The organism is Cupriavidus sp. GW822-FHT03E04 (genome assembly GCF_058801495.1).
Window position 1 is genome coordinate 31434 of record NZ_JBXANI010000019.1, and the last position, 26056, is coordinate 57489.

The window sequence follows — 26056 nt, forward strand, 5'->3', positions numbered from 1 at the left end:
CGTAGGCTCGTAGCTCAGCTGGTTAGAGCACCACCTTGACATGGTGGGGGTCGTTGGTTCGAGTCCAATCGAGCCTACCAACGAACAAGCAGTAAGACGTAGGCGCAGTGCAGCAAGCGCATACAGCGGTTAGTTTCAAGCAGTACCATAGGCTCGTAGCTCAGCTGGTTAGAGCACCACCTTGACATGGTGGGGGTCGTTGGTTCGAGTCCAATCGAGCCTACCAACGCATAGCAGTAAGAAGTACCGAAGCAGTCCGGTTGATCCCGATAACCTGGAACGGAAGAGGCGCCATGTTCAAGACACAGCGAACTACTACCGCTAATTAGCGACAGTAGTCGAGGTGCGCCTTCGGACCCGGTGGATTGGGGTTAAATCGAAAAACAACGCAGCCTTGGCTGCGTTTTTTTTCGTCTGTCGCTTGTTGGCTCCCTGCTATCCTGCTCGGTCGCCCGTGGGTGGATCCGAGCGAAGTCCCCGCTGCCAGGCCCATGCTGGTTTCACGAAAGGCATGAGCCGGGCGCTACAAGATGCTTTTTATTCGCTTGCCGGCCGCACGGCGCTGGCGGGTGGATTTCTGATGAGGTGCAAGATGATCGCAATCACGCTGCCGGATGGTTCCCGACGCGAATTCCCCGGCCCGGTAACGGTGGCCGAAGTGGCGCAGAGCATTGGCTCGGGCCTGGCCAAGGCAGCCCTGGCGGGCAAGGTGGATGGGCAGATGGTCGACACCAGCTTCCTCATCGAGCGCGATGCTGCTCTCGCCATCGTCACGGACAAGGATGCTGATGGCGTTGATGTGATCCGTCACTCGACGGCGCACTTGCTGGCCTACGCTGTCAAGGCACTGTATCCCGAGGCGCAGGTGACGATCGGCCCGGTGATCGAGAACGGCTTCTACTACGACTTCGCCTACAAGCGCCCGTTCACGCCCGAGGACCTGGTCGCCATCGAGAAGAAGATGGCCGAGCTCGCCAAGAAGGACGAGAAGGTAACGCGCGAAGTCTGGAGCCGCGACGAAGCCGTGAAGCTGTTCGAGTCGATGGGCGAGAAGTACAAGGCCGAGATCATCGCTTCGATCCCGCAGGACCAGGAGATCGGCCTGTATCGCGAAGGCGAGTTCGTCGACCTCTGCCGTGGCCCGCACGTGCCGTCCACGGGCAAGCTCAAGGTCTTCAAGCTGATGAAGGTGGCGGGTGCCTACTGGCGCGGCGACGCCAAGAACGAGATGCTTCAGCGCATCTATGGCACGGCCTGGGCCAAGAAGGAAGACCAGGAAGCCTACCTGCACATGCTGGAAGAGGCCGAGAAGCGCGACCACCGCAAGCTGGGCAAGCTGCTTGACCTGTTCCACCTGCAGGAGGAGGCGCCGGGCATGGTGTTCTGGCACCCGAAGGGCTGGCAGGTGTGGCAAGCGGTGGAGCAGTACATGCGCGGCCGCCTGACGCAGGCCGGCTATGAAGAAGTGCGCACGCCGCAAGTGATGGATCGTTCGCTGTGGGAGAAGTCAGGTCACTGGCAGAACTACAAGGAGAACATGTTCGTCACGGAGTCGGAGAAGCGCGACTACGCGATCAAGCCGATGAACTGCCCCGGCCATGTGCAGATTTTCAATCACGGCCTGCGCTCCTACCGCGACCTGCCGCTGCGACTGGCCGAGTTTGGCGCCTGCCATCGCAACGAGCCCTCCGGCGCGCTGCACGGGCTGATGCGCGTGCGTGGCTTTGTGCAGGATGATGCGCACATCTTCTGCACGGAAGAGCAGATCGTAGCGGAGGCCAAGGCTTTCAACGAGCTGGCGTTCTCCGTGTACGACGATTTCGGCTTCAAGGATATCGCGGTCAAGTTGTCGCTGCGCCCGGATCAGCGCGCCGGTTCGGACGAGGTCTGGGATCACGCCGAGGAAGGCCTGCGCCTGGCGCTGCGCGCCTGCGGCGTGGAGTGGGAAGAGCTGCCGGGCGAGGGCGCCTTCTACGGCCCCAAGGTGGAATACCATATCAAGGACGCCATCGGCCGGTCTTGGCAATGCGGCACGCTGCAGCTGGACCTGGTGCTGCCGGAGCGCCTGGATGCCGAATACGTCTCCGAAGACAACTCGCGCAAGCGCCCGGTCATGCTGCACCGGGCCATCCTGGGCTCTTTCGAGCGCTTCCTGGGCATCTTGCTGGAAAACCACGCCGGCGCGCTGCCCGCCTGGCTGGCGCCAGAGCAGGTCCTGGTGCTGAATATTGCCGACTCGCAGGCGGAATATGCCGAAAACGTCGTGCAACTGCTGCAAAAACAAGGATTTAGGGCTAAGGCGGATTTGCGTAACGAGAAAATTACGTATAAAATCCGCGAGCATTCCCTTCAGAAGATTCCCTACCTCCTGGTAGTGGGCGACAAAGAACGGGATGCCAGTCAAGTGGCCGTGCGTGCCCGTGGCAACGTGGATCTGGGCGTGATGTCCGTTTCCGCGTTTGTGGAGCGTCTGCAACAGGACGTTGCCAGCAAAGCCTGATGGGATGAGCACGGCTTGTTTTTTGTCTTCTTGAGGTAACGCAACATCGCTACAGACAAAGGTCATCGCATCAATCGCGAAATCAGCGCACCCGAATTGCGCTTGGTCGGGGTTGATAACGAGCAGCTCGGCATCGTCAAGTTCATGGACGCGCTCCGCCTGGCTGAGGATAAGGACTTGGACTTGGTGGAAATCGCTCCTACAGCGGTGCCGCCGGTTGCCCGTATCATGGATTACGGCAAGTTCAAGTACGAGGAAGCCAAGCGCGCGCACGACGCCAAGCTGAAGCAGAAGATCATCCAGGTCAAGGAAGTCAAGTTCCGGCCGGGTACGGATGATGGCGACTACAACGTCAAGCTGCGCAACCTGAAGCGCTTCCTCGAAGACGGCGACAAGACCAAGATCACGCTGCGTTTCCGCGGCCGTGAGATGGCGCACCAGGAAATCGGCGCGCGTGTGCTCGAACGCCTGAAGGCGGACCTGGAAGAAGTTGGCCAGGTCGAGCAGATGCCGAAGATGGAAGGCCGCCAGATGGTGATGGTGCTGTCTCCCAAGAAGAAGAAGTAAGATTTTGCGCGCCGCTGCGGCCCGGAGGGGAATCCCTCCGGGCGCGGCGTCGTGCGAAAGCAGCGCAGAGGCCGCACGCGGCTTTAGCGCAACAATAAGTGGATGCGGGTTTTGCAAGTGTCGGCGCTAGCTGGCCACCTGCATGCATGTCATAGAAGCTGGAGTATTTCATGCCGAAGATGAAGACCAAGAAAAGCGCCTCCAAGCGCTTTACTGCGCGTCCGAATGGTTCGTTCAAGCGTGGCCAGGCCTTCAAGCGTCACATCTTGACCAAGAAGACCACCAAGAATAAGCGCCAGTTGCGCGGCACCCAGGACGTCCATGAGACGAACCTGAAGGCCGTTCGCGCAATGATGCCTTACGCATAACCCTAACGAAAACGAAAGGAGCATTACATGCCTCGAGTAAAACGTGGGGTCACTGCACGGGCCCGCCATAAGAAAGTCATCGTCGCCGCCAAGGGTTTCCGCGGCCGTCGCAATAACGTCTACCGTATCGCCAAGCAGGCGGTCATGCGTGCTGGCCAGTACGCATACCGCGATCGCCGCAACAAGAAGCGCGTGTTCCGCGCTCTCTGGATTGCGCGTATCAATGCTGCTTCGCGTGAGCATGGCATGACCTACAGCGTGTTCATGAACGGCCTGAAGCGGGCTTCGATTGAGCTGGACCGCAAGGTGCTGTCGGACATGGCTATTCATGACAAGCCTGCCTTTGCCGCCATCGTCAACCAGGTGAAAGCCACCGTTGCCTGATGCCGGCTCCGGGGTGCCACGCTAGTGTCTAGTGTGGTTTCCCGGGCAAGCACCGACCGCAAGGTCGACAGCATTTCCGCCAAATTTGCCTGAGCAGCGCTTGTCGCCGCGATGGCGATTCGGCCGGACCTGCAGAAACGGGGCTCCTCACCGAGCCCCGTTTTCATTTCGGATACCGTTTCGCGCGCCGTTCCTGGTTCGATGCAAGACGACATCCGAAACGAAGCCCGCCCCGCCCCCCGGTGCCGCGCGGGCTCTGCACCTACATCGCACTTAGTGCCAACCCACGCCCGGGCCCAGCGTGACCCGGACGCCAAATTTATCGCCGACCGCCGCCATGTCTCTGGATCCGGATCAAATCGTCGCCGACGCCCAGGCCGCCTTCGCTGCAGCCAACGACAACGCCACGCTGGAAAACGAAAAAGCCCGCTTTCTCGGCAAGACCGGTGCGCTCACCGAGCTGCTCAAGAGCCTCGGCAAGCTCGACCCGGAAACGCGCAAGAGCGAAGGCGCGCGCATCAACCAGGCCAAGCAGCAGGTCGAGGCCGCGCTGCAGGCACGCCGCCAGGCGCTGGCCGATGCGCTGATGAACGCGCGGCTGGCCGCCGAAGCCATCGACGTCACGCTGCCGGGCCGCGCGGTTGCCCGTGGCAGCCTGCACCCGGTGATGCGCACCTGGGAGCGCGTCGAGCAGATCTTCGGCTCGGTGGGCTTCGATGTGGCCGATGGCCCCGAAATCGAAACGGACTGGATGAACTTCACCGCGTTGAACAACCCGGACAACCATCCGGCCCGTTCGATGCAGGACACCTTCTATGTGGACGGCCGTGATAGCGACGGCAAGCTGCTGCTGCTGCGTACCCACACCAGCCCGATGCAGGTGCGCTACGCGCGCATGCACGTGGAGAAGTACAAGGGCCGCGAGATGCCGCCGATCAAGGTGATCTGCCCCGGCCGTACTTACCGCGTCGACAGCGACGCCACGCACTCGCCGATGTTCAACCAGGTCGAAGGCCTGTGGATCGGTGATGACGTGAGCTTTGCTGACCTCAAGGGCGTGTACACGGACTTCCTGCGCAAGTTCTTCGAGCGCGATGACATCCAGGTGCGTTTCCGCCCCTCGTACTTCCCGTTCACCGAACCGTCGGCGGAAATCGACATGGCCTTCGGCAACGGCAAGTGGCTGGAGATTTCCGGCTCGGGCCAGGTGCACCCCAATGTGCTGCGCAATATGGGCCTGGACCCCGAGCGCTATATCGGCTTTGCCTTCGGTTCCGGCCTTGAACGCCTGACCATGCTCCGCTACGGCATCAACGATCTGCGCCTGTTCTTCGAAGGCGACGCGCGTTTCCTGCGCCAGTTCGCCTGAGGCGCGTATCCGCGCCAGAGCACATCGTCACCGACACCCCAGAACAGAATACTTACCGGATCAGAAGCGCCATGCAATTCTCGGAATCCTGGCTTCGCAGTTTCGTCAATCCCGACAAGATTTCCACCGATGCGCTCTCGCACAGCCTGACCATGGCCGGGCTGGAAGTGGAAGAGGTCGGCCCGGTCGCGCCGCCTTTCAACAAGGTGGTGGTGGCGCGCGTGCTTTCCACCGAGCGCCATCCCAACGCGGACCGTCTCAACGTTTGCCAGGTCGATGCCGGCACCGGCGAGACCCTGCAGATCGTTTGCGGCGCGCCCAATGTGGCGCCCGGCGTCCTGGTGCCTTGCGCGCTGGTCGGCGCGGTGCTGCCGCCGTCCGAGGCGGGCGGCAAGCCGTTCGAGATCAAGGTGGGCAAGCTGCGCGGCGTGGACAGCTTCGGCATGCTCTGCTCGGCGCGCGAGCTCAAGCTGTCGGAGGACCACGGCGGCCTGATGCTCCTGCCCGAAGATGCCAAGATCGGCATGGACATTCGGGAGTACCTGGACCTGGACGACCAGGTCTTCGTCATCAAGCTCACCCCCAACAAGGCCGACTGCCTGTCGATCCACGGCGTGGCGCGCGAAGTCGCCGCGCTGACCGGTGCCGCGCTGCGCCTGCCGGAGATGAAGCCGGTTGCCGTGACGCTGGCCGACAAGCTGCCGGTGAAGATTTCCGCCCCTGACCTGTGCGGCCGTTTCTCGGGCCGTGTGATCCGCGGCGTGAACGCGCACGCGGCCACGCCGGCATGGATGGTGCAACGCCTGGAGCGGGCAGGGCAGCGCAGCATCTCCGCGCTGGTCGACATCTCCAACTACGTGATGCTTGAGCTCGGCCGTCCCTCGCACGTCTTCGACCTGGACAAGATCCACGGCGGGCTGGATGTGCGCTGGGGCCGCAAGGGCGAACAGCTCAAGCTGCTCAACGGCAATACCGTGGAGCTCGACGAGCAGGTCGGCGTGATCGCCGACGACAAGGAGATCGAGAGCCTGGCCGGCATCATGGGCGGCGACAGCACCGCCGTGACGCTCGACACCACCAACATCTACCTCGAAGCCGCCTTCTGGTGGCCGCAAGCCATCCAGGGCCGCTCGCGCCGCTTCAACTTCTCGACCGATGCCGGGCACCGCTTCGAGCGTGGCGTGGACTACGCCACCACGGTTGAGCATATCGAGCGCATCAGCGCGCTGATCCTCGATATCTGCGGTGGCCAGGCCGGCCCGGTCGACGACCTGATTGTCAACCTGCCGCAACGCAAGCCGGTGCAACTGCGCGTGGCGCGCGCCGAGCGCGTGCTTGGCATCGAGCTGTCGCCTGCAGTCATCGCCGACGTGTTCCAGCGCCTGCAGCTGCCGTTTACCCGCGAGCAAGGCGCGGACGGCGAAGTGTTCGTGGTTACGCCGCCGAGCTATCGCTTCGATATCGAGATCGAGGAAGACCTGATCGAGGAAGTGGCCCGCATCTACGGCTTCGAGCGCATTCCGGCACGTCCGCCGATCGCCGAAAGCGAGATGCGCCCGACCGACGAAGCACGCCGCTCGACCCACGCTGTGCGCCACGCGATTGCCGCGCGCGACTACCAGGAGGTGATCAACTTCGCCTTCGTTGAAGAGAAGTGGGAGCGCGATTTTGCCAGTAACGACAACCCGATCCGCCTGCTGAACCCGATCGCCAGCCAGTTGGCGGTGATGCGTTCCACGCTGATCGGTGGCCTGCTCGACAAGGTGCGCTACAACCTCAACCGCAAGGCATCGCGCGTGCGGATGTTCGAAGTGGGCCGCGTGTTCCATCGCGACGCCTCGGTTGCTGATGGCGGCCTGACGGTGGCCGGCTATCGCCAGCCGATGGTTGCAGGCGGCATTGCCTACGGCCCGGCCTTCGAGGAGCAGTGGGGCATCGCCACCCGCCCGGTGGACTTCTTCGACGTCAAGGGCGATGTCGAGGCCTTGCTGTTCCCGCGCATTGCGCGCTTCGAGCCGGTATCGCATCCCGCGCTGCATCCAGGCCGTGCTGCGCAAGTGGTGATCGACGGCAAGGTGGCCGGCGTGATCGGCGAACTGCATCCGCGCTGGCTGCAGGAGTACGAACTGACGCAAGCGCCGGTCGTGTTCGAGCTGGACCTGCAGGCGTTGCGTGAAGTGGGCCTGCCCGGCTACACCGAAATCTCCAAGTTCCCGGCCGCCGTACGCGACCTGGCGCTGGTGGTAAAGCAGTCGGTGCGCGTGCAGGACCTGCTCGACGCCATGCGCGAAGCCCTGGAAAAACAGGGCTCCGCCCGCTATTGCCAGAGCCTGGTGCTGTTCGACGAGTTCCGTCCCAAGGCGGCTTCGGCGGCCATTGGCGCGGACGAGAAAAGCCTTGCGTTCCGCATGACCTTGCAAGATACTGGGGCGACCCTCCAGGACGAAACCGTCGACAGCGCGGTGCGTTGCATGGTCGAAGCCGCCAGCGCTGCATTCCAGGCGCGGATGCGCGGCTGATCCACCAGCTGACATGACAATGGAGCGCCCGGACTTCCGCATCCGGGCGGATCGCCACACCGAATGACAATGAACGATCGACACGCGTATCTCATGGCCTCTGCAATGGGTGAAGCAGGCGACCGCCAGGCAGCCTCGCTCGACGACGATACGTCCGACGCTCGCGCCGCTGAGGTGCCGACCCTCACGAAGGCCGAGCTCGCTGAAATGCTGTTCGACCAGGTCGGCCTCAACAAGCGCGAGTCCAAGGACATGGTCGAAGCTTTCTTCGACGTGATTCGCGAAGCGCTGGAACAGGGCGACAGCGTCAAGCTCTCCGGCTTCGGCAATTTCCAGCTGCGCGACAAGCCGCAACGTCCCGGCCGCAATCCCAAGACGGGCGAAATCATTCCTATCACGGCACGACGCGTGGTGACGTTCCATGCCAGCCAGAAGCTCAAGGGCCTGGTGGAAGAGCGTGCCGGCCTGGTAGCGGTGCCCGGCTGATGGTTTGCCAGCAGCGTGACGACTCGTTATCCTGCTGAATCCGTGTATCACGCTTGTTTGCGCGCTAGCCCGCGCGAGCACCACAACCTCTCCCGGCACGGCCTGAAGCCCGCCCATTCACCGTATGTCGGAAAGATCCAGCGAACGCATCTTGTTGCCGCCGATTCCCGCCAAACGCTACTTCACCATTGGGGAAGTCAGCGAGCTTTGCGCCGTCAAGCCGCATGTGCTGCGCTACTGGGAGCAGGAGTTCACGCAGCTCAAGCCCGTCAAGCGACGCGGCAACCGGCGCTACTACCAGCATCATGAAGTCCTGCTGATCCGGCGCATCCGCGACCTGCTGTACGAGCAGGGCTTCACGATCAACGGTGCTCGCAATCGCCTCGACGAAGGGCGGCAGCACAGCCATGCCGCCACCGAGGACGAACAAGCGCTGGCAGCAGAAGCCGCCGGTGAAGCGCCGGTTTTCTCGCTCGACCTCAACAACCTGCGCAACGAACTGGTAGAAGTGCAGCACCTGCTCGCGCAGCTTCAACAGATCGCGAAGCACGAATAAAAAGTGCACTAATGACTAGCCATTTTTAAAAAGCTTCTGATATAATCTTTTTTTTCGGGGCGTAGCGCAGCCTGGTAGCGTACCTGCATGGGGTGCAGGTGGTCGGAGGTTCAAATCCTCTCGCCCCGACCAGTATTAAGAAAAACCCGCACAGCATTTGTTGTGCGGGTTTTTTGTTGCCTGTTCAAAACGCCAACATTTAGCCCGACAAAAACACGCGGCAACAAGCATCATCGAATTCGCCTTAATCTCTTCGAATCGACGCAGCCTCCGCTGTCGCGCAGTCACCCCTTCCCTAAATCGCCGGCGAGTCACGCCAGGCCGATGAAGCTGCCTTGCCCCACGTGGCCCAATACGGATCGGCCGGCTCTTCGCGAGTGGCATAGTGGCGCTCGCCCCGTGTGCGCACGCGTAACGATCTCGCATCGAGAAAGTCGATGCCTTCCGCTAGTGCGAAGCGCAGCCGTGCCCCATCGTGCTCGATCACCAGGCTGTCGATAGGACGGGGCAGGGCCTTGAGTGCGGCGGTGTCGATGCCCATCAGATAGAGCGTTGCGCCGGCGGCCTGCGCGGCGGCCTCGGCTTCCGGGTTCCAGGTATCCGCCGTGAGCAGTGGGTCGTCCACGGTCAGGGTCTGGCACGCGATGGCCGCGCCGTGGGTGTGGCCGGTGTTGCGGGTGTAGAGATAGATGACGCCAGGATCGCAGGTGAACATAGCTTCACTCAGAAAACACTGTATGGATATACAGTATAGCTGGGCTGTTGGCGTCCGGCTAGGCCGTCCGTGGCCCGTGCTAACGTAGCGGCGTCCAGACTATCCGGCGAGTCAGAATGGGTGGGTTTCTAGCTTTTCTCGGAGCACAGGTTGCTGACGCCGTAGTCAATTACATTGGCTACACGCGGAGCTGGGCGAAGCATCTCTACTTCCGGATATCTGGACTGATCATCCTCGCCCGCCTTGCCGCGCTAGTGGTGGCACGCGGGTAGCGCTAAACGGACTAATGCATCTGTCCGATGCTCTTGCCGGCAAGATGTTTCACCATTGGATGATGGCTGCCGCTGGCGATCCCAGCGGGGGCTGAGCAGCTCCTTACATCACGGAGCTCGCTCCACAGTGGAGAGCGCCATGATGCCACCCGTGAAAACCAAGCACACCAACCTCGTGGTCGGCGAGCCCCTTGACTGGGATGCCGCCAGGGACGGGGAATTCTCGGGGCTGCCGGTGCACCTCGATGCGGCGCATGGCGTGATGCACTCTTTCTGGCAGCCCACGGAGCAGGACATTGCCAACATACTGGCAGGCATGCCCATTCGCTTGTCCGTGTTCGGTGAGGTGCACCCGCCCGTTGCGGTCGCGGTGACCAATGACGTGGTGGGTTAGCGAAGCCTTTTTCCGATCAATCAGGTCAATCTGGTTTGTCGTGAAGGGGCGGCGGACTCTACAATCAAACCATCGACCGTGCGGTGTGCATGTCTTTTCAGGCAGACGTTTGCGATGCGCAGGGTCCCGGGGGCACTGGTTTGGCCGGATGCCGTTTACCGCGTGGAACGCATAGGATAGGAGTAGGGGATGGCCAAGCGCGAACGTGCTGCCAGGGCCTTGCAAGACGAGGTGAGCCGGCGCATCCAGCGTATTGATGACATTGTGGAGGACGGCGCGAAGATCCGGGTGCCGGCACCGCAAGCGCATGCGCGCGATGCGCGCGGGCGCAACTGGGATATGAAGGCCTTCGGCAATGCCGCGGGTTATGAAAGGAGTATCCGGGCCGTGGTGGACAAGGCGCGTGACGAGTTCGACCTGACCGAGGTGCCGGGCCAGCAGAGCGCTGATCCCTTTGGCACTCCGCCCTCGCTGGAGTGAGCGTTTTGTTGGAGTAAGGCATGCACGCTTGCGATCTCTGCCATCTTCTCGTTGGTGCGCCGACCACGGTGGGGCCGCATGAGAACCTGGCCGCATCGGGTGCGGCCGCACTTGGCATGGACATCAACTCGCGCTGGGTGGACCGGCCCTGGCGCTGCACGGTCTGCGGCGCCTGGATGTTCCAGAATGCCGCCCACGGCGAGCCGCCCAATGTCTGGCGCATGGGGCGCCGCCCACAGGATCGCCCGCAGGACCGGACCTAGGCCCGGCAGCCCCTTGCCCCGGCTGGCCGGACGCTGCGCTGCGGCATGCTACGATGGCCGGCAAAGGGAGACGCAATGAATGAATCCAGAACACAGCATTACCGAGGCTACGTGATTTTGATCTCGGTACAGCAGCATGAGCGCGGATGCCTGGTGAGTGCCTCGATCGTCCAGGAGGCCAAAGGCGCGGTGCGCAATCCGTCGCCGCTGCAGTCGTGGGTGGGGCATGAGCAGGGCGAACTCATGGAAGTCGCTGACCGGGCGCAGGCGCGCGCTTGCCGGCTGATCGATGCGACGGTCGACCATGTTGCCTATGCCGCGGGCTGACTGATTGATCCTGGTGGCCTGGCAGGCCGTCCTGGCCATGCATTGGCTCGGGCAGAAGTTTCTCCGGCCAGCCTACATGGCGCGGGATCGCTGTCGTTAATCCGGGTATGAACTCATTCGATGCTTCCGAAGAATGCGCCGCAAATGCCGATGCCATGGGGTGGGGTTCGTCATCGCCCCATGTGCTGGCCGCGGTGCTAAACACCGCCCTGGCCGCCGAGGACCTGAGCGGCTTTGCCGCGCTGCTGTCCGACATGGCCCGCGATCGCGGCCTCAAAGGTGCGCGTGGCTCGCACCAGTCCATCTACGACATGCCCTATGCCAGCTTGTTGCCGCGCCAGCAGCATCTGCTGGCGGATGCGTTCGAGCTGCTCATCCGCCTGGGCCTGGAGTTGCAGCCGCGCAGGCCGCGCATGCTCGGCGACAGCCCAGGGAGCCTGCTGGCGCACGGCAGCCACGAGATCCCTGTCGACTAGATACCCCACGATCGGAGCAGTAGTGCGCCATGGCGGACACGGCGGCGAGGCTGCGTGCTAGCATCTCGCGATCAACCAGATCGCCGCACCGACGGCGACGTATCACCCGGCCCGACGCCGATCCCGACCGGGCGATGATGCTGACACGGCACGCGCGCGCACTGCCGTGGTGTTCGAGGGGAGCGATCGCGTGTTGTGGAGGTTGCAATGAACGAAGACGAGCCTTTCGGGGTAGTGTTCGAGGATTTTCGCGTCATCTGGGTGGCCGAGCGTTTGCAGGATGGCTCATGGACGGCGCGCTATTGCTGGAGTCCGGGCACGTCGGAGGCATCCGGCAAGGCGCTCCAGGCGGCAGTGCTCAGCGGCAAGTCCAAGCGGCTGCTGGGCGATTTCAAGACCGAAGAGGAGACCATCGACGCCATCAAGGCGGCGGTGCTGCTCGAGGCGAAATGGGGCCGGTGAATCCTGGCATCAAAGCCTAAGGTCCAAAAGGGGCCTAAGGTCCAAAAGAGGCCTTAGGCCAAATATGGCCTAAGGCTTGGAAAGCTCCGGCAGCACGACGCTGCTCCATTTCCACGTCCATATGCCTTGGCGCGTCAGGCCAATGAGAATGCGGTCGCCATTGTCCTTGGTGGCCGAGGCTTCCACGGTGTTCAGCGCGCGATAGGACAAACTGTACTTGAGCGCGTCCTTGGCGGCTTCCTCCTTGGCGGGCCCGGCCGGTTCGCCCTTGTTTTCCGCAGGTGCGGGGGCAGGGCGCACGCGGGGTGCTGGCTGCGGCGCCGTGGCGGGCTTCTCGCCGGCCATGAGCGCCATGACGCCGGCGGGCGACACCATGGTGTCGATCATGGTGTTGATGACCGCCAGGCCGATTGCCTGCCCGATGCCGGCAAAGGGCATGTTCTGCAAGGCGGGCGTGCCGAGCTTTTGCTGCAGGGACAACGTCAGCTGCGCCTTCAGGCTTTCCCGCAGGGCCGGATAGTCGACATAGCGGGAGAACTTGTCGGCATCGCGCATTTCGATGGCAGCGCGCATCTGGTAGAGCGTCCAGTAGGGGCTGGCGTAGCTGGTGGCAGCGACGACGATCGCCGCAGCAATCGCGGCTTTGACGGGTTTGTTCATCGGGGGTCCGGTGCAAGCGCGCTGGCTAAGGCCCCCATTGTCGCCAATCGGCCGTGCCTGCGTCTACCCGGCTTGCTGGCTGCGTTCCAGCAAGCCGATTTCCCGCACCGCCACCGACAGCATCGACAAGCCGGCCGCACCCGATGCACGCTGATCCGCCAGCATGCGCGAGAAACGCTCGATCTGCGCCTGGCGCCCGCCGCGCCATGCCTCGATCAGTTGTGCCGGCGTATCCAGTGCCTGTGGCTGCGCCAGCACGCTGACCGTGAGCGCGCGCTTGAGGCGGCCGAGGTCTTCGAGTGTCGTGGTGCGCGCCAGCAGGTCCCAATGGCTGTCGGCTGGCAAAGCCAGGGCGCGTTCGCGCAGCCAGCCAAAACTGAACTCCGTATCGAGCGCGAAATAGACACCTGCCACCAGCGCCAGGCTGCGCTGCGTGGCCGCCGCCACCTCGGCGATATCCAGTGCCGCCGCGGAGATTTCTCCCGCAGCCACGCGCAGGGCCAGTTCATCGTCCACGCCGGACTGGGTCAGGTCCTGCCGCCATTGCGCCAGCGCGGTGGCCTCTGGCCCGGCCAGCAGTGCGGGTAGCTGCGGTGTGAGCCAGGCCGCGGCTTCGGCGTAGCGCGCACTGTCGCCATCGGTGGGGCCGCCCGCGTGCGGATGCCGCAGGAACCACAGGCTGGCGTGGTCCAGCAGGCGTCCCACGGCGACGAACATGCGCGCCTGCACGTCATCGTCGACCTGGTTGTCCAGCGCGTCGATGCGCAGCCAGAGCGGGTCCAGGCCGAATACGTCGCGCGCAATCAGGCAGGCGCGTACGATGTCCGCGGGCCGCGCATCGGTTTCTTCCTGCATGCGGTGGACAAAGGTGGCGCCGATGCGGTTGACCAGCGTGTTGGTGAGGTGCGTGGCCAGGATCTCCCGGCGCAGCGGATGGCGCAGCATGGTGTCGGCGTGCCGCTCACGCAGCGGCTGCGGGAAATAGGCGGGCAGGAGGCCGGCCACCAGTGGGTCCTCTGGCAGCGCCGACGTGAGCAACTCGTCGTACAGCCACATCTTGCTGTAGGCCAGCAGCACCGCCCGTTCGGGCGAGGTGAGGCCCAGCCCGGCGGCCTTGCGCTCACCCAGTTCATCCTCGCTCGGGAGGAATTCCAGCGCGCGCTTGAGGCGGCCGGCGCGCTCCAGCCACCGGATCAGCCGGCCCTCCGCATCAAGCAGCGCGGCGGCGTTGCGCCCGGCAACCGACAGCGCCTGGCTTTGGTAGTAGTTGTCCTCGAGCACCAGCAAGCCGACTTCGTCAGTCATTTCCGCGAGCAGCTTGTTGCGTTGCTTCTCGGTCATCTCGCCGTCCGCCACCACCAGCCCCAGGAGGATCTTGATATTGACCTCATGGTCGGAGCAATCGACGCCGGCAGAGTTGTCGATCGCATCGGTGTTGATGCGCCCGCCATTGAGCGCGAACTCGATGCGGCCAAGCTGCGTGAAGCCAAGGTTGCCGCCTTCGCCCACCACCTTGCAGCGCAGCTCGGCGCCGTTGACGCGCACCGCGTCGTTGGCGCGATCGCCCACTTGCAGATGGCTCTCGCGGCTGGATTTGACATAGGTGCCGATGCCGCCGTTATAGAGCAGGTCGACCGGCGCCAACAGGATCGCGTGGACCAGTTCGGCGGGCGAGAGCACGCTCGCGCTGATGCCAAGGCTCGCCTGCACCTCCGGCGTGATCGCGATGGTCTTGGCGGAGCGCGGAAACAGCCCGCCGCCGGCGGAGACCAGGCTCATGTCGTAGTCCGCCCAGCTCGAGCGCGGCAACTCGAACATGCGCTGGCGCTCGCGCAAGCTGGCGGCGGGGTCGGGGTTGGGGTCGAGGAAGATATGGCGATGGTCGAACGCGGCCACCAGCTTGATATGGGGCGACAGCAGCATGCCGTTGCCGAACACGTCGCCCGACATGTCGCCGATGCCGGCGACGGTGAAGTCCGTGGATTGGATGTCGACGCCCATCTCGCGGAAATGGCGCTTGACCGATTCCCAGGCGCCGCGCGCCGTGATGGCCATCTTCTTGTGGTCATAGCCGACCGAGCCGCCCGAGGCAAACGCGTCGCTGAGCCAGAAGCCGTACTCCGCGGAGATCGCGTTTGCGTAGTCGGAGAAGCTGGCCGTGCCCTTGTCGGCGGCGACCACCAGATAGGGGTCGTCGCCATCTTCACGCACCACTTCCGGCGGCGGCACCAAGGTGCCGGCGACGCGGTTGTCGGTGACATCGAGCAGGCCGCGCAGGAAGGTCTGGTAGCAGGCAATGCCTTCCTGCAGGAAGGCGTCGCGGTCGTTCGCTGGCGGCGGGCGCTTGACCACGAACCCGCCCTTGCTGCCCACCGGCACGATCACCGTGTTCTTCACCATCTGGGCCTTCATCAGCCCCAGCACCTCGGTGCGGAAATCCTCGCGCCGGTCGGACCAGCGCAGGCCGCCACGCGCCACCGGGCCGCCGCGCAGGTGCACGCCTTCCACGCGCGGGGAGTAGACCCAGATCTCGAACATCGGGCGCGGCTCGGGCAGGCCGGGCACCAGCGCGGGGTTGAACTTGAACGACAGGTAAGGGCGCGGCCCGCCGTCGGGGCCGTGGCGAAAATAGTTGGTGCGCACCGTGGCGTTGATCACGCCCAGGAACAGGCGCAGGATGCGGTCTTCGTCGAGGTTGGGCACCTGGTCCAGCTCCGTGCCGATGGCTTGCTGCAGGCGCTCGCAGCGCGCGGCGCGGGCGCTTTCCGTGGCGGGGTCGAAGCGCGCGACGAACAGTTCCACGAAGCGCGAGGCGATAGCCGGGTTGCCGGTCAGCGCCCGCTCGATATAGGCATCGCTGAAGGTCGACCCGACCTGGCGAAGGTAGCGGGCATAGGCGCGCAGGATGGTCACGTCGCGCGCGGCGAGCTCGGCGCGCAGCACCAGGCGGTTGAAGTCGTCGTTCTCGATCTCACCGTTCCAGGCGCGCGCGAAGGCGTCCTCGAACAGCGCCTTGATGCGCGCAATATCGGCGCCAAGGTCGATGCCGGCCGCGACCCCATCGGCCATTTCCAGTCCGAAATCATGGACCCACACCGGTGCCGCGCCGTTGGGCTCGATCAGGTAGGGACGCTCTTCGTCCACGCGCACGCCAAGGTGCTCCAGCATCGGCAGGCTGAGCGACAACGCGATCGGCTCGCGGGCGCGGTAGACCTTGAAGCGGAATGCGCCGGGCGCGGCTTCGATGGGCCGGTACAGGTTCATGGCGATGCCGCCGGTGGCCTGTGCCGCCTCCATCAGCTCGATGTCGCGCACGGCGATGCGGGCCGGGTAGTCCTCGCGGTAGCCGGCCGGGAAGGAGTCCCCGTAGCGGCGCAGCAGGCGGTTGCCTTGCTCCTCGCCGGTGCTGTCGAGCAGGGCGGCGGCAAGGTCGTCCTGCCAGCGGCGGGCGGCTTGCACGATGCGCTCTTCCAGCTCGTCCGGGTTGACCTCGGGCATGGTGCCAGGCTCGCCGCGCACGATCAGCTGGATGCGCGCGAGCGGTGACTCGGAGAGTTGCGGCGTGAACTCGCAGCTGTTGCCGCAAAAGGCGGTCATCAGCAGCTTCTGGATGCGCTGGCGCAGATCCGTGTTGTACTTGTCGCGCGGCACGAACACCAGGCAGGAGACGAAGCGGTCGAAGCGGTCGCGTCGCACGAACAGGCGGATGCGCTGATGTTCCTGCAGGCGCAGGATGCCCAGCGTGATGTGGAACAGTTCGTCTTCCTCGGCCTGGAACAGTTCGTCGCGCGGGTATTGCTCGATGATGGTCACCAGCGACTTGTAGAGATGACCCTTGGTCAGGAAGCCCGCGCGCGCCAGGATGTTGCCGAACTTGCGCCGCACCAGCGGGATGTCCTCGCACGACATCATGTAGGTGGTGGAGGTGTAGAGGCCCACGAAGCGCCGCTCGCCAAAGAGCTTGCCGTTGGCGTCCGTCAGCTTGATGCCGACGTAGTCCAGGTAGCCGGGCCGGTGCACGGTGGAGCGCGAATTGGCTTTGGTCACGAAGATCGGCGACCTGTCTTCGATGACCGAGGTGGCCGCCGCGGGCAGCTCGGTCAGTGTGTCCTCCTCGGGCGGGTGCAGGCTTTCGCTCAGGATGCCGGTGCCGGAGCCGGGCACGCCGCGCAGGAAGAAGCGGTCGTCCTGGGTGACCAGTTCATAGTCGCGCTGGCCGAGGAAGGTGAAATGCTCGTCCAGCATCCACTGCAGGAAGGCGCAGGCTTCCTGTGTATCGGGCCGGTTGCCATCCGGGCCCTGCGCCAGCGTGTCGATGGTGGCGCGGGTGATGGCGGTCATCGCCGGCCAGTCCTGCACCGCGGCGCGCACGTCGCCCAGCACGCGGGCGATGCCGTTGCGCAAGGCCTCCTGCGTGGCGGTGTCGCCGCAGCGGTCCACTTCGAAATGGATGAAGGATTCGAGCCGGGGACCGCCGGCGGGCTCGCTCGCCGTGGTGTCGCCCTCGCCACCCAGGCCCACCTTGGCGATGGTGCCATCCGCGTTGCGCCAGACCCGGAAGACCGGGTGGATCGCGGAATGCAGGGCCAGCCCCAGCCGGTTGATCTCCATGGTGACGGAGTCCACCAGGAACGGCATGTCGTCGTTGACGATCTCCACCACCGAGTGGTCGGAGTGCCAGCCGTGCTGCTCGAGGTTGGGGTTGTAGACGCGCAGCCGCGCATTGCCCGGGACAAAGCGCTGGGCGGTCTGCCAGTGCGCCATGACCGCGCCATAGAGATCGGCCACGTTGCGCTTGAGCAGGTCTTCGGCGTCGGCCAGGTCGTAGTAGTGCCGCAGGAATGGCTCGGCCTGGACGAACACGTCGCCGGGCAGGCGGCCCTGGGCGAACTGCATCAGGTCGGCCAGCAACTGGGCCTGTCGCGCTTCGCTTTCCGCCAGCATGGTGTCTCTCCCCCAGACGGCTGTTTTGGCAGTCCGTTGCCGCCACAGGCACCGCGCGACGCGCGTCGTGTGTTGCCTGCGTCCTGGCAGCATGACCGTGCTAACTACTGTAGAGCATAAAGGGCGGCACCGCGCACAATGTGCGCGGGCTGGCTTTGCCCGCTCCGGGCTGGCGCGGGCGTTGGGATGTATGAGATTTACGACTGGTTTTCATGATTTTATATCGCCGCAGGAATGTGCCTGCCGTGGCTACACTGCCTATCTGCGCCTTACCCGCCGGTAGGAAGCGCGAGCCGAACTGGGCGCCTGGCCTTGTCGCGGCGCGCGGCGCGGCCTCACGGGCCGGGACGGGCATCATGGAGACATAAGATGTACAAGGAACGTATCCGGCTGGCCAGCCTGCTCGACAAGGTCATGCCGGCCGAGGCCGCGGCGGCGATGATCCGGGACGGCATGACCGTAGGCATGAGCGGCTTCACCCGCGCCGGCGACTGCAAGGCGGTGCCGCAGGCGCTGGCAAGGCGCGCGGCGCACGAGCCGCTGCGCATCACGCTGATGACCGGCGCCTCGCTGGGCAACGATACCGACAAGATGCTGGCCGAGGCCAATGTGCTGGCGCGGCGCCTGCCGTTCCAGGTGGATGCCACCTTGCGGCGCAAGATCAACGCGGGCGAGGTGATGTTCATCGACCAGCATCTGTCCGAAACCGTGGAACAACTGCGCGGGCGCCAGATCGCGCCGGTAGACGTGGCAGTGGTGGAAGCGGTCGCGATCACCGAATCCGGCGGCATCGTGCCGTCGACTTCGGTCGGCAACTCCGCGAGCTTCGCGATGCTGGCGCAGAAGGTGATCGTCGAGATCAATCTCAGTATGCCGGCCGGCCTGGAAGGCCTGCACGACATCTACCTGCCGACGGCGCGGCCACATCGCCAGCCCATTCCGCTGGTCTCGGTGGACCAGCGCATCGGCTTGCCCTTTATTCCGGTGGACCCCGCGAAGATCGCCGCCATCGTGATCACGCAAAAGGACGATAGCCCGTCCAATGCGCTGCCGCCCGACCAGGAAACGCGCCAGATCGCCGGGCACCTGAACGATTTCCTGTCGCATGAAGTACGCTCAGGCCGGCTGGCACCTTCGCTGCAGCCGCTGCAGGCCGGCATCGGCACGATCGCCAACGCCGTGCTGCATGGCCTGATCGATTCCCCGTTCCGCGATCTCACGATGTATTCGGAAGTGCTGCAGGACAGCACGATCGAGTTGCTGGACGCCGGGCGGCTGCGCTTTGCCTCTGCGTCATCGGTGACGCTGACCAGCGCCGTCTACGCGCGCTTCCTGGCAGACCTGGATCGGTACAAGGAGCGTGTGATCCTGCGCCCGCAGGAGATCAGCAACCATCCGGAGCTGCTGCGCAGGCTCGGGCTGATCACCATCAACACGGCGCTGGAGTGCGATATCTACGGCAACGTGAACTCCACGCACGTGGGTGGCACACACATGATGAACGGCATCGGCGGGTCGGGAGACTTCGCGCGCCATGCGCATTTGTCGGTGTTCGTCACCAAGTCGATGGCAAAGGCCGGCGCCATCTCCAGCATCGTGCCGATGGTGTCCCACGTGGATCACACCGAGCATGATGTCGACATCATTGTGACCGAGCATGGCCTGGCCGATCTGCGCGGCCTGGCGCCGCGCGAGCGCGCGCAGCAGATCATCGCCAACTGCGCGGATCCGTTGTATCGGGAGTTGCTGCGTGATTACGTGACGCGCGCCACGCGCCGCGGCGGGCATACCCCGCACCTCATCGAGGAGGCGCTGGCCTGGCACGTGCGCTTGCGCGAGGAAGGCACGATGGGCGGCACGAAGGCGGCCCTGGCCGCAGCCTGAAGCGGCTTGCGCTTGGACCTTCCTTGTTGTCTTCCGGCCTTCATCCCTTTTCGGTATCCCTTATCCCTTGAAGATGAGCACGGCCAGCACCAGGGAGGAAGCCATTAGGATCAGCAGGTCTAGCATGATGGTCTCCGAAAGGGAGAGGTCCGGGATCGCGAAAGGGTAAGCCTGCGCTACGGTTCACGCTGTAGGCGGCCTTCCGAATCCATTCTCGGACATTTCTCACATTTCCACATGCGGCGCCATCTGGCTCAGATGGCGTTTCAAGCGGGCGTTGGGCATTGCCGTGTTCGATCCCGCTGGCTGATCTTGCCTGTTCCCTGCGGCCCGGATGGTGCGCTGGCGCACCATCCGGCGGGACAGGCTGCTTGCTGCCTGCCGCTTCCGCTTATTGTTTGGCCTTGGCGCCGTCGGTATAGGGATCGAACTTGCCGGCCTTGGCGCCGTCCGTGTACGGATCGGGCTTGCCAGCCTTGGCCCCGTCCGTATAGGGATCGGCCTTCTTCTTGGCGCCGGAAGCGTTCAGGTTCGACTTGGTCGATTTCTTCGCGCCATCCGTGTACGGATCGAACTTGCCGGACTTGGCGGCGCTCTTGTTCGGGTCCGTCTTGTTGGTATGGGCGCCGCCATAAAGGTCGCCGCCATCGGTGTAGTTCTTCTGGGCGTGCGCCAGCTGCACGCCGCCAAAGGCGGTGAGGGCGGCGATGATCAGGGCGGGTACGGTCTTGTTGCGCATTTTCATCCTCGTGAGTAAAGCTTGGGTAGTTCGAGAGCAATGGCCACGGGCAGGGGGCATGGCCGCAAAAATGGTCGTCAGACCAGGGTGACTCTACCGACTTGGGATGACCCTGCGAAGTTAATCTTTCTTCCCACTGTATTGAACCGCTTATTGGCCTGGCCGGCTATGCGCCAGATCAAGGCAAGCGTTGTTTTTGGGGAGGGGCTTATGGAAGGGAGGGGGGCGGGTTTGCCGAAGGCGCGAGCCCTGGCAAGGCCCGGCTGCAGGCAGCCGGGCCGTTGCGACGTTACTCGTTACTGGTCGCCGGTTACTCGAGCGTAATGTTCTGGTCGCGCGCGATCTTCTTGCGCATTTCCAGCTCGCGCTTGATCTGCGCGGCGTATTGCTGCGGCGTGTTGCCGTCAGGGTAGGCGCCGCTTTCCGCCAGGCGGCGTTTCACGTTCGGGTCCTGCAAGGTCTTCACGGCAGCGTCATGCACCTTGGCGATGATCGCGGCAGGCGTGCCGGCGGGTGCCACCAGGCCGTACCAGGCCATGTTGTTCATGTCCTTCATGCCGGCTTCGGCAAAGGTCGGCACGTCGGGCAAGCCATCCACGCGCTTGGGCGCCGCTACCGCGAGGGCGCGCAGCTTGCCGGCCTGGATGTGCGGCATGGATGAGGGCAGGTTGTCGAACTGGCCGCTCACCTGGCCCGCCAGCGTGTCGTTCAGGGCGGGGCCCGATCCACGGTAGGGGATGTGGACCATGTCGGTCTTGGTCAGGAACTTGAACAGTTCGCCGTCGAGGTGGGAGATGCTGCCTTTGCCTGCCGACGCATAGCTGTACTTGCCGGGGTTGGCCTTGACCAGCGCGATGAACTCCTGCAGGTTCTTGGCCGGCACCTTGGGGTTGATCGTCAGCACGTTCGGCACATTGACCAGGTTGGTAATGGGCGCGAAGTCCTTGATCGGATCGTAGGGGTTGCGGGCGTTGGTGGCGGGGTTGGTCGCCATGGTGCTGACCGTCGCAATGCCCAGCGTGTAGCCATCGGGCGCGGATTTGGCCAGCGCATCGGCGCCGATCGCGCCGCCGCCGCCGCCGCGGTTCTCCACCACCACGACCTGGCCAAGCTCACGGCCGATGCCGTCGGCCACCGCGCGGCCCACGATGTCCGTGGTGCCGCCCGCGGCGAACGGCACGATCAGGCGGATCGGCTTGGTCGGGTAGGTTTGTGCAAAGGCGCTGTGGCACAGGCCAAGAAGGGCCAGGCAAGCTGCGCTGCCGACATTCAATACTGCTTTCAAGAGAGGCTCCCGAGGGTTCTAGGTCTAATGACGGCCCGGGCGGGCGCGGGTTGGGGCACGGCGATCTGCGTCGCGCTGCTGCCCTTGTTCCTGCTTGCCGCGGGACGCTGGAGATGTCGGATGGGTTCCGTGATGCGGAACCATGTTCCGCATTATGCTCCAGGCGCAATTCAACCGTGAAAGCGTAGCCGGCGGAATTGGTATCAACCCGCGTATGCGCCGTTGTGTGGGAGGAGGTTGGCCCAGGGTTGCCACGCCCACGGAGAGACCCAGCAGGGTTGGCGCGCCAATGGAAAAAGCCGGAAGCATTGCTGCTTCCGGCTTTTAGAATTCGCTGGTGGGGCGTGAGTGACTCGAACACTCGACCTACGGATTAAGAGTCCGCTGCTCTACCAACTGAGCTAACGCCCCAACGAAGTCCAAGATTATAGAGGACGATTTTTGACTTTGCAATAGCTGTTTTGCTTTTGGATTTTAGATATGTGCCTCCGGTCCGAGCGCGAATTTGCGGCAGTGTTCGAGGTAGCCCACCTCATGGCTGGCGATCAGGTCCAGCACGCTGGTCCATAGCCAGGACGGCGCATCCAGTTGCCTGGAGCGATTGCGCGCCAGCTCGCCAAGCCAGCTGCGCTGGGTGGCCAGGTCCATCTGGCGCGCATGGGCGTTGCCGACCACCTCACCCAGGTACCTCGCGACGCGGCTGGCTTCTTCCTGTGGCAGCGTATCGATCTCCAGTTTCAGGTCCTGCGGCAGCAGCTCGCGGATGAAGACCGCCTTGTCGAGCAGCTGCGCAGAAAGAATGCGATCGCCCAGTGCCGGCGAGAGATGGCGGGCGCCTTCCACTACCCGCTCGCCATTGCCGCGTGGCATGTTCACCTTGGGGTAGCCCGGCGCCGCAGCGTTTACCGCTTCTTTGATATCGATCAGGCAGATTTCGGGATCGGGGCTGTCATTGCTGCCAACGGACAGCAATACGGCGAAGCGCAATCGTCCCAGCGAGCTGCAGCCCTTGACCCAGTAGGCGGCGTCCATCACCTCCACGCGCGCGCCTTCGTCACGGGAGGTCAGCAGCGTGGCGAGGTGGGCGATCTCGCGCCGCTCGAAGAGGGCGCCGATTGCGCGCCGCTCGTCCGCGGCGAGCCGCCAGAACCGTTTGCCGAGTGGAATGGAGGGGGCGGTGTCCCGCAGGCGTTCGTGGGCGAGATGCTTCCATTGGCGCCCCAGGGCCTGGCGCATCACGGTACGTACCGCGGCAGGCCGGCGCGAAGTCAGGCCGGCCGCGGCCTCGGGATTATCGAAAGCGCTTTCATAGCCCACCATCAGGCTTTCCAGCATGCGCGCGGTAATCACGCCGGGCAGGTCCGAGCCGCGCGCTGCGGTGGCCAGCGACAGCGCCAGGCGGATCAGGTCGTGCGCCGGGTTGCCGATCACGGTCTGGTCAAGGTCGCGGATCTGGATGTCGACGTGGCCCTGGATATCGGCGATCGGACCAAGGTTGCCCACATGACAGTCGCCGCAGATCCAGATCGCCGGGCCCTCGGGCAGGGCGTGCGGTTGCTTGGCCTCCAGCCATTCGTAGAACTTGCGCGTGTTGCCGCGCACGTATGCGTGGGCGGAGCGCGCCATCTTCAGGTTCCGGCACCGCATCAGTGCATCCTGGCGTTTTGCCGGGCCGGGCGGGCGGGGTTCGCCGCCATGCTTTGCACCGCGCTTCGTGACGGGCTTCTTGCTGCTTGTCTTCGTGGCCATGGAAGTCGGAGCGCCGGGCGCTGGCAGGATATCGAGGTGGGCCGGGTCGCCATCGGCCGGCAACTGATGCCAGCGTACTCCATGTCGCCTGAAGAGACTGTCAGCGCGACACGGATTTCGTGCGCCTTGCCAGCGGCTACAATGCGCTCGTCTTCCCAGGCGCGGAATGTCGCTTCCGCGCTGAATCCAACGCCCGAATCCGGAGCCCGTCATGCACGCCAGAGTCCTGCGCTACCTCGATGAGGTGGTGAGCCGCGGATCGATCCGCCAGGCCGCGCTGCATCTGCACGTGGCGCCGAGCGCAATCAACCGGCAGATCCTGGACCTGGAGACGGAACTGGGCGCGCCCTTGTTCGAGCGCATCAACAAACGCCTGCGCCTGACCCCGCTGGGCGAAATGGTGCTGGCGCACGTGCGCCAGACGCTGCGCGAGCACGAACTGCTGCGCAGCCGTATCGAAGCCGTGAAGGGTGTGCGCCAGGGCGAAGTCACCGTGGCGACCACGGCCGGCCTCGCCGGCTCGCTGATGCCGTCGCTGGTGCATGCCTTTCGCCAGCAGTACCCGGGCATTCTGGTGCGCCTGCTGGATCTGCCCGTGGCCGACATCGTCAGCGCTGTCGAGCGCGGCGATGTCGATCTCGGCCTTGCCTACGACCTGCCCGATATCGCTGCCTTCCGCATCCTGGCCAGCAACGACTGGCATATCGGCGCGGTGGTGCCGCCCGGGCATGCGCTGGCCGCGCAGCCGTCGACGCTGCTCAGCGAGTGCCTGGCCTGCCCGGTGATCCTGCCCGCGCCGTCGATGTCGATCCGCGCCATCCTCGATGAGGCCTTCGCGCGAGCCGCGGTCGCGGTGTCGCCGGTCACCGAGACCACTTCGACCGCGCTGATGCGCCGCCTGGTCATGCTTGGGGCCGGCATCGCCTTCCTGAATCCGCTCGACGTGCTGGAGGAGCGGGAGCGCGGGGCGCTGGCCTGGGTGCCGTTGCGCGACGGCCAGCTGCCGTGTCAGACGCTGCGGCTGGTCGCGCGCGCGCGCAATCCGCTGAGCGCTGCGGCGGAACTGATGGCCGAACGGATTGGCGAGGGCCTGGTGGTGTTGTTTGCTGGCGTGCGTTAGCGGCGCAGTGCTTGGTTGTGCTGTTTTTGCGTACACCGTCGGTGGAAATCGATGCTTTGCCAAGGCCTGCCGGCGTCTTAGACTGTGTGGGCCTGGCCGCATGACGTGCCGGGTATTTTCGCCACCAACCTGAAGATCCTGCCATGCCCCTCATCCTTATCAATGCCGACATCCTGGTGACCATGGATGCGCAACGCCGCGAGATCCCGGATGGCGCGCTGGTGGCGCAAGGCCCGACGATCGAATGGGTGGGCGCCACCACCGAGCTGCCGCCGCCATACCGCCGGCTGATCGACGAGGGCGGCGCCGAGGTGATCGATATGCGTGGCAAGGTGGTGATCCCCGGGCTGGTCAACACGCACCACCACATGTACCAGAGCCTGACCCGCGCCGTGCCGGCGGCGCAGGACGCCGAGCTGTTCACCTGGCTCACCAACCTCTATATGTTGTGGTCGCACCTGACGCCGGAAATGATCGACGTGTCGACCCGTACCGCGATGGCTGAGTTGATGCTGTCCGGCTGCACTACCACCAGCGATCACCTGTACCTGTATCCCAATGGCTCGCGCCTGGACGATTCCATTGAAGCCGCGGCGGCAATGGGCATGCGGTTCCATGCCGCGCGCGGATCGATGAGCGTGGGCCGCAGCAAGGGTGGCCTGCCGCCCGATTCGGTGGTGGAGGAGGAGCACGCCATTCTGAAGGACAGCCAGCGGCTGATCGAGCGGTACCACGACGCTTCGCGCCACGCGATGCTGCGGGTGGTGGTGGCGCCGTGTTCGCCGTTCTCCGTCTCGCGCGACCTGATGCGCGAGTCGGCACTGCTGGCACGCAACTATGGCGTGTCGATGCACACCCACCTGGCCGAGAACGACAACGACATCGCCTACTCGCGCGAGAAGTTCGGCCTCACGCCGGCCCAGTACGCCGAAGAACTCGGCTGGGTCGGCCCCGATGTGTGGCACGCCCACTGCGTCAAGCTGGATGATGAAGGTATTGCGCTGTTTGCCCGCACGGGCACGGGCGTTGCCCATTGCCCTTGCTCGAACATGCGCCTGGCGTCAGGCATTGCGCCGGTGCGCACAATGCGCGATGCCGGCGTGCCGGTCGGGCTGGGTGTGGATGGCAGCGCGTCGAACGATGGCGCGCATATGCTGGGGGAGGTGCGCCAGGCCATGCTGCTGCAGCGCGTGGGCTACGGGCCCGCCGCCATGAGCGCGCGCGAGGCGCTGGAGATCGCTACGCTGGGCGGGGCGCGCGTGCTGGGGCGCGACGATATCGGTGCGCTTGAGCCTGGCATGTCGGCCGATTTCGTGTCGTTCGACATGGCGCAGGTGGGCTACGCCGGTGCAGGCCACGATCCGGTGGCGGCGCTGGTGTTCTGCACGCCGGGCAATGTCGCCACCAGCGTGATCAACGGCAAGGTGGTGGTGCGCGATGGCGAGTTGCAGACGGTGGAGTTGCCGCGCGTCCTTGCGCAGCATCGCGGGCTCGCGCGTGAACTGTTCGAGCGCGCCAGGCAAGGGTGAGGCAACAA

At 64.5% G+C, this 26056-nt stretch carries 23 protein-coding genes and 4 tRNA genes; 20 read left to right on the top strand and 7 right to left on the bottom strand.

Annotated elements, in window-relative coordinates:
- Positions 1–3: 3 nt before the first annotated feature.
- The 11 genes from AC1RQC_RS26020 to AC1RQC_RS26070 all read left to right on the top strand — a co-directional run bounded on the left by AC1RQC_RS26020 (position 4) and on the right by AC1RQC_RS26070 (position 8881).
- A tRNA-Val gene (locus AC1RQC_RS26020) sits at positions 4–80 on the top strand.
- 69 nt (positions 81–149) lie between these two features.
- Positions 150–226 (top strand) — tRNA-Val (locus tag AC1RQC_RS26025).
- Between the two features lie 366 nt (positions 227–592).
- Positions 593–2500: a threonine--tRNA ligase gene (gene thrS, locus AC1RQC_RS26030; protein WP_043345032.1), complete on the top strand. Its 1908-nt coding sequence runs from the start codon at positions 593–595 to the stop codon at positions 2498–2500.
- A gap of 45 nt (positions 2501–2545) precedes the next feature.
- On the top strand, positions 2546–3067 hold the full coding sequence (infC, locus tag AC1RQC_RS26035) for a translation initiation factor IF-3 (protein WP_081488948.1): 522 nt from the start codon (positions 2546–2548) through the stop codon (positions 3065–3067).
- Positions 3068–3237: 170 nt separating this feature from the next.
- Entirely contained in the window at positions 3238–3435 is a 198-nt protein-coding gene (gene rpmI / locus AC1RQC_RS26040) for a 50S ribosomal protein L35 (RefSeq protein WP_006163215.1), read from the top strand.
- Positions 3436–3462: 27 nt separating this feature from the next.
- Entirely contained in the window at positions 3463–3819 is a 357-nt protein-coding gene (gene rplT / locus AC1RQC_RS26045) for a 50S ribosomal protein L20 (RefSeq protein WP_006163216.1), read from the top strand.
- Between the two features lie 337 nt (positions 3820–4156).
- Positions 4157–5188 carry a phenylalanine--tRNA ligase subunit alpha gene (gene pheS / locus AC1RQC_RS26050; RefSeq protein WP_043345035.1) on the top strand — a complete coding sequence of 344 codons (1032 nt, stop codon included), beginning with the start codon at positions 4157–4159 and terminating at the stop codon, positions 5186–5188.
- A gap of 71 nt (positions 5189–5259) precedes the next feature.
- Positions 5260–7707 carry a phenylalanine--tRNA ligase subunit beta gene (pheT, locus tag AC1RQC_RS26055; protein WP_492830871.1) on the top strand — a complete coding sequence of 816 codons (2448 nt, stop codon included), beginning with the start codon at positions 5260–5262 and terminating at the stop codon, positions 7705–7707.
- Between the two features lie 69 nt (positions 7708–7776).
- Positions 7777–8193, top strand: coding sequence for an integration host factor subunit alpha (locus AC1RQC_RS26060; protein ID WP_267606194.1), 417 nt, complete (start codon positions 7777–7779; stop codon positions 8191–8193).
- Between the two features lie 124 nt (positions 8194–8317).
- Positions 8318–8749 (top strand): MerR family transcriptional regulator, encoded by a 432-nt coding sequence (locus tag AC1RQC_RS26065; RefSeq protein ID WP_492374726.1) that lies wholly within the window; start codon positions 8318–8320, stop codon positions 8747–8749.
- Between the two features lie 55 nt (positions 8750–8804).
- Positions 8805–8881, top strand: a tRNA-Pro gene (locus AC1RQC_RS26070).
- Between the two features lie 163 nt (positions 8882–9044).
- On the opposite strand, the gene AC1RQC_RS26075 is transcribed toward AC1RQC_RS26070, so the two are convergent.
- Entirely contained in the window at positions 9045–9464 is a 420-nt protein-coding gene (locus AC1RQC_RS26075; RefSeq protein ID WP_492374725.1) for a hypothetical protein, read from the bottom strand.
- A gap of 411 nt (positions 9465–9875) precedes the next feature.
- Here AC1RQC_RS26075 and AC1RQC_RS26080 point away from each other — a divergent pair, with 411 nt between their 5' ends.
- The 6 genes from AC1RQC_RS26080 to AC1RQC_RS26105 all read left to right on the top strand — a co-directional run bounded on the left by AC1RQC_RS26080 (position 9876) and on the right by AC1RQC_RS26105 (position 12138).
- Positions 9876–10130 (top strand): hypothetical protein, encoded by a 255-nt coding sequence (locus AC1RQC_RS26080; RefSeq protein WP_492374724.1) that lies wholly within the window; start codon positions 9876–9878, stop codon positions 10128–10130.
- A gap of 189 nt (positions 10131–10319) precedes the next feature.
- Positions 10320–10610 carry a hypothetical protein gene (locus AC1RQC_RS26085; protein WP_492374723.1) on the top strand — a complete coding sequence of 97 codons (291 nt, stop codon included), beginning with the start codon at positions 10320–10322 and terminating at the stop codon, positions 10608–10610.
- A gap of 20 nt (positions 10611–10630) precedes the next feature.
- The gene (locus AC1RQC_RS26090) at positions 10631–10873 is read left to right on the top strand and encodes a hypothetical protein (protein ID WP_492374722.1); all 243 of its coding nucleotides are present in this window, start codon (positions 10631–10633) and stop codon (positions 10871–10873) included.
- 75 nt (positions 10874–10948) lie between these two features.
- Positions 10949–11200 (top strand): hypothetical protein, encoded by a 252-nt coding sequence (locus AC1RQC_RS26095; RefSeq protein WP_150983934.1) that lies wholly within the window; start codon positions 10949–10951, stop codon positions 11198–11200.
- Between the two features lie 107 nt (positions 11201–11307).
- Positions 11308–11676 (top strand): hypothetical protein, encoded by a 369-nt coding sequence (locus tag AC1RQC_RS26100; RefSeq protein ID WP_492374721.1) that lies wholly within the window; start codon positions 11308–11310, stop codon positions 11674–11676.
- 207 nt (positions 11677–11883) lie between these two features.
- Complete coding sequence (locus tag AC1RQC_RS26105) at positions 11884–12138, top strand: hypothetical protein (RefSeq protein WP_441630569.1); 255 nt, start codon at positions 11884–11886, stop codon at positions 12136–12138.
- 69 nt (positions 12139–12207) lie between these two features.
- Here the strand turns inward: AC1RQC_RS26105 and AC1RQC_RS26110 are convergent, their stop codons facing one another.
- Together AC1RQC_RS26110 and AC1RQC_RS26115 are read right to left on the bottom strand one after the other, a co-directional pair.
- Positions 12208–12798: a DUF2939 domain-containing protein gene (locus AC1RQC_RS26110; protein ID WP_492807708.1), complete on the bottom strand. Its 591-nt coding sequence runs from the start codon at positions 12796–12798 to the stop codon at positions 12208–12210.
- Between the two features lie 63 nt (positions 12799–12861).
- Positions 12862–17742, bottom strand: a complete 4881-nt coding sequence (locus AC1RQC_RS26115) for an NAD-glutamate dehydrogenase (RefSeq protein ID WP_492830870.1) — start codon at positions 17740–17742, stop codon at positions 12862–12864.
- A 369-nt stretch (positions 17743–18111) separates the two neighbouring features.
- Between AC1RQC_RS26115 and scpC the strand changes: the two genes are divergently transcribed.
- Entirely contained in the window at positions 18112–19626 is a 1515-nt protein-coding gene (gene scpC / locus AC1RQC_RS26120) for a succinyl-CoA:acetate CoA-transferase ScpC (RefSeq protein WP_492374718.1), read from the top strand.
- A 391-nt stretch (positions 19627–20017) separates the two neighbouring features.
- Here the strand turns inward: scpC and AC1RQC_RS26125 are convergent, their stop codons facing one another.
- From AC1RQC_RS26125 to AC1RQC_RS26140, 4 genes are all read right to left on the bottom strand, one after another.
- Complete coding sequence (locus tag AC1RQC_RS26125) at positions 20018–20365, bottom strand: hypothetical protein (RefSeq protein WP_492374717.1); 348 nt, start codon at positions 20363–20365, stop codon at positions 20018–20020.
- A 310-nt stretch (positions 20366–20675) separates the two neighbouring features.
- Complete coding sequence (locus AC1RQC_RS26130; RefSeq protein ID WP_174422736.1) at positions 20676–21650, bottom strand: Bug family tripartite tricarboxylate transporter substrate binding protein; 975 nt, start codon at positions 21648–21650, stop codon at positions 20676–20678.
- 335 nt (positions 21651–21985) lie between these two features.
- Positions 21986–22061: transfer RNA gene (locus tag AC1RQC_RS26135), tRNA-Lys, on the bottom strand.
- A 63-nt stretch (positions 22062–22124) separates the two neighbouring features.
- Entirely contained in the window at positions 22125–23399 is a 1275-nt protein-coding gene (locus AC1RQC_RS26140; protein WP_492807704.1) for a DUF2252 family protein, read from the bottom strand.
- Between the two features lie 211 nt (positions 23400–23610).
- Here AC1RQC_RS26140 and AC1RQC_RS26145 point away from each other — a divergent pair, with 211 nt between their 5' ends.
- Positions 23611–24519 (top strand): LysR substrate-binding domain-containing protein, encoded by a 909-nt coding sequence (locus tag AC1RQC_RS26145; protein ID WP_492376219.1) that lies wholly within the window; start codon positions 23611–23613, stop codon positions 24517–24519.
- A 143-nt stretch (positions 24520–24662) separates the two neighbouring features.
- Positions 24663–26048: an 8-oxoguanine deaminase gene (locus tag AC1RQC_RS26150; RefSeq protein WP_492376220.1), complete on the top strand. Its 1386-nt coding sequence runs from the start codon at positions 24663–24665 to the stop codon at positions 26046–26048.
- Positions 26049–26056 lie beyond the last annotated feature (8 nt).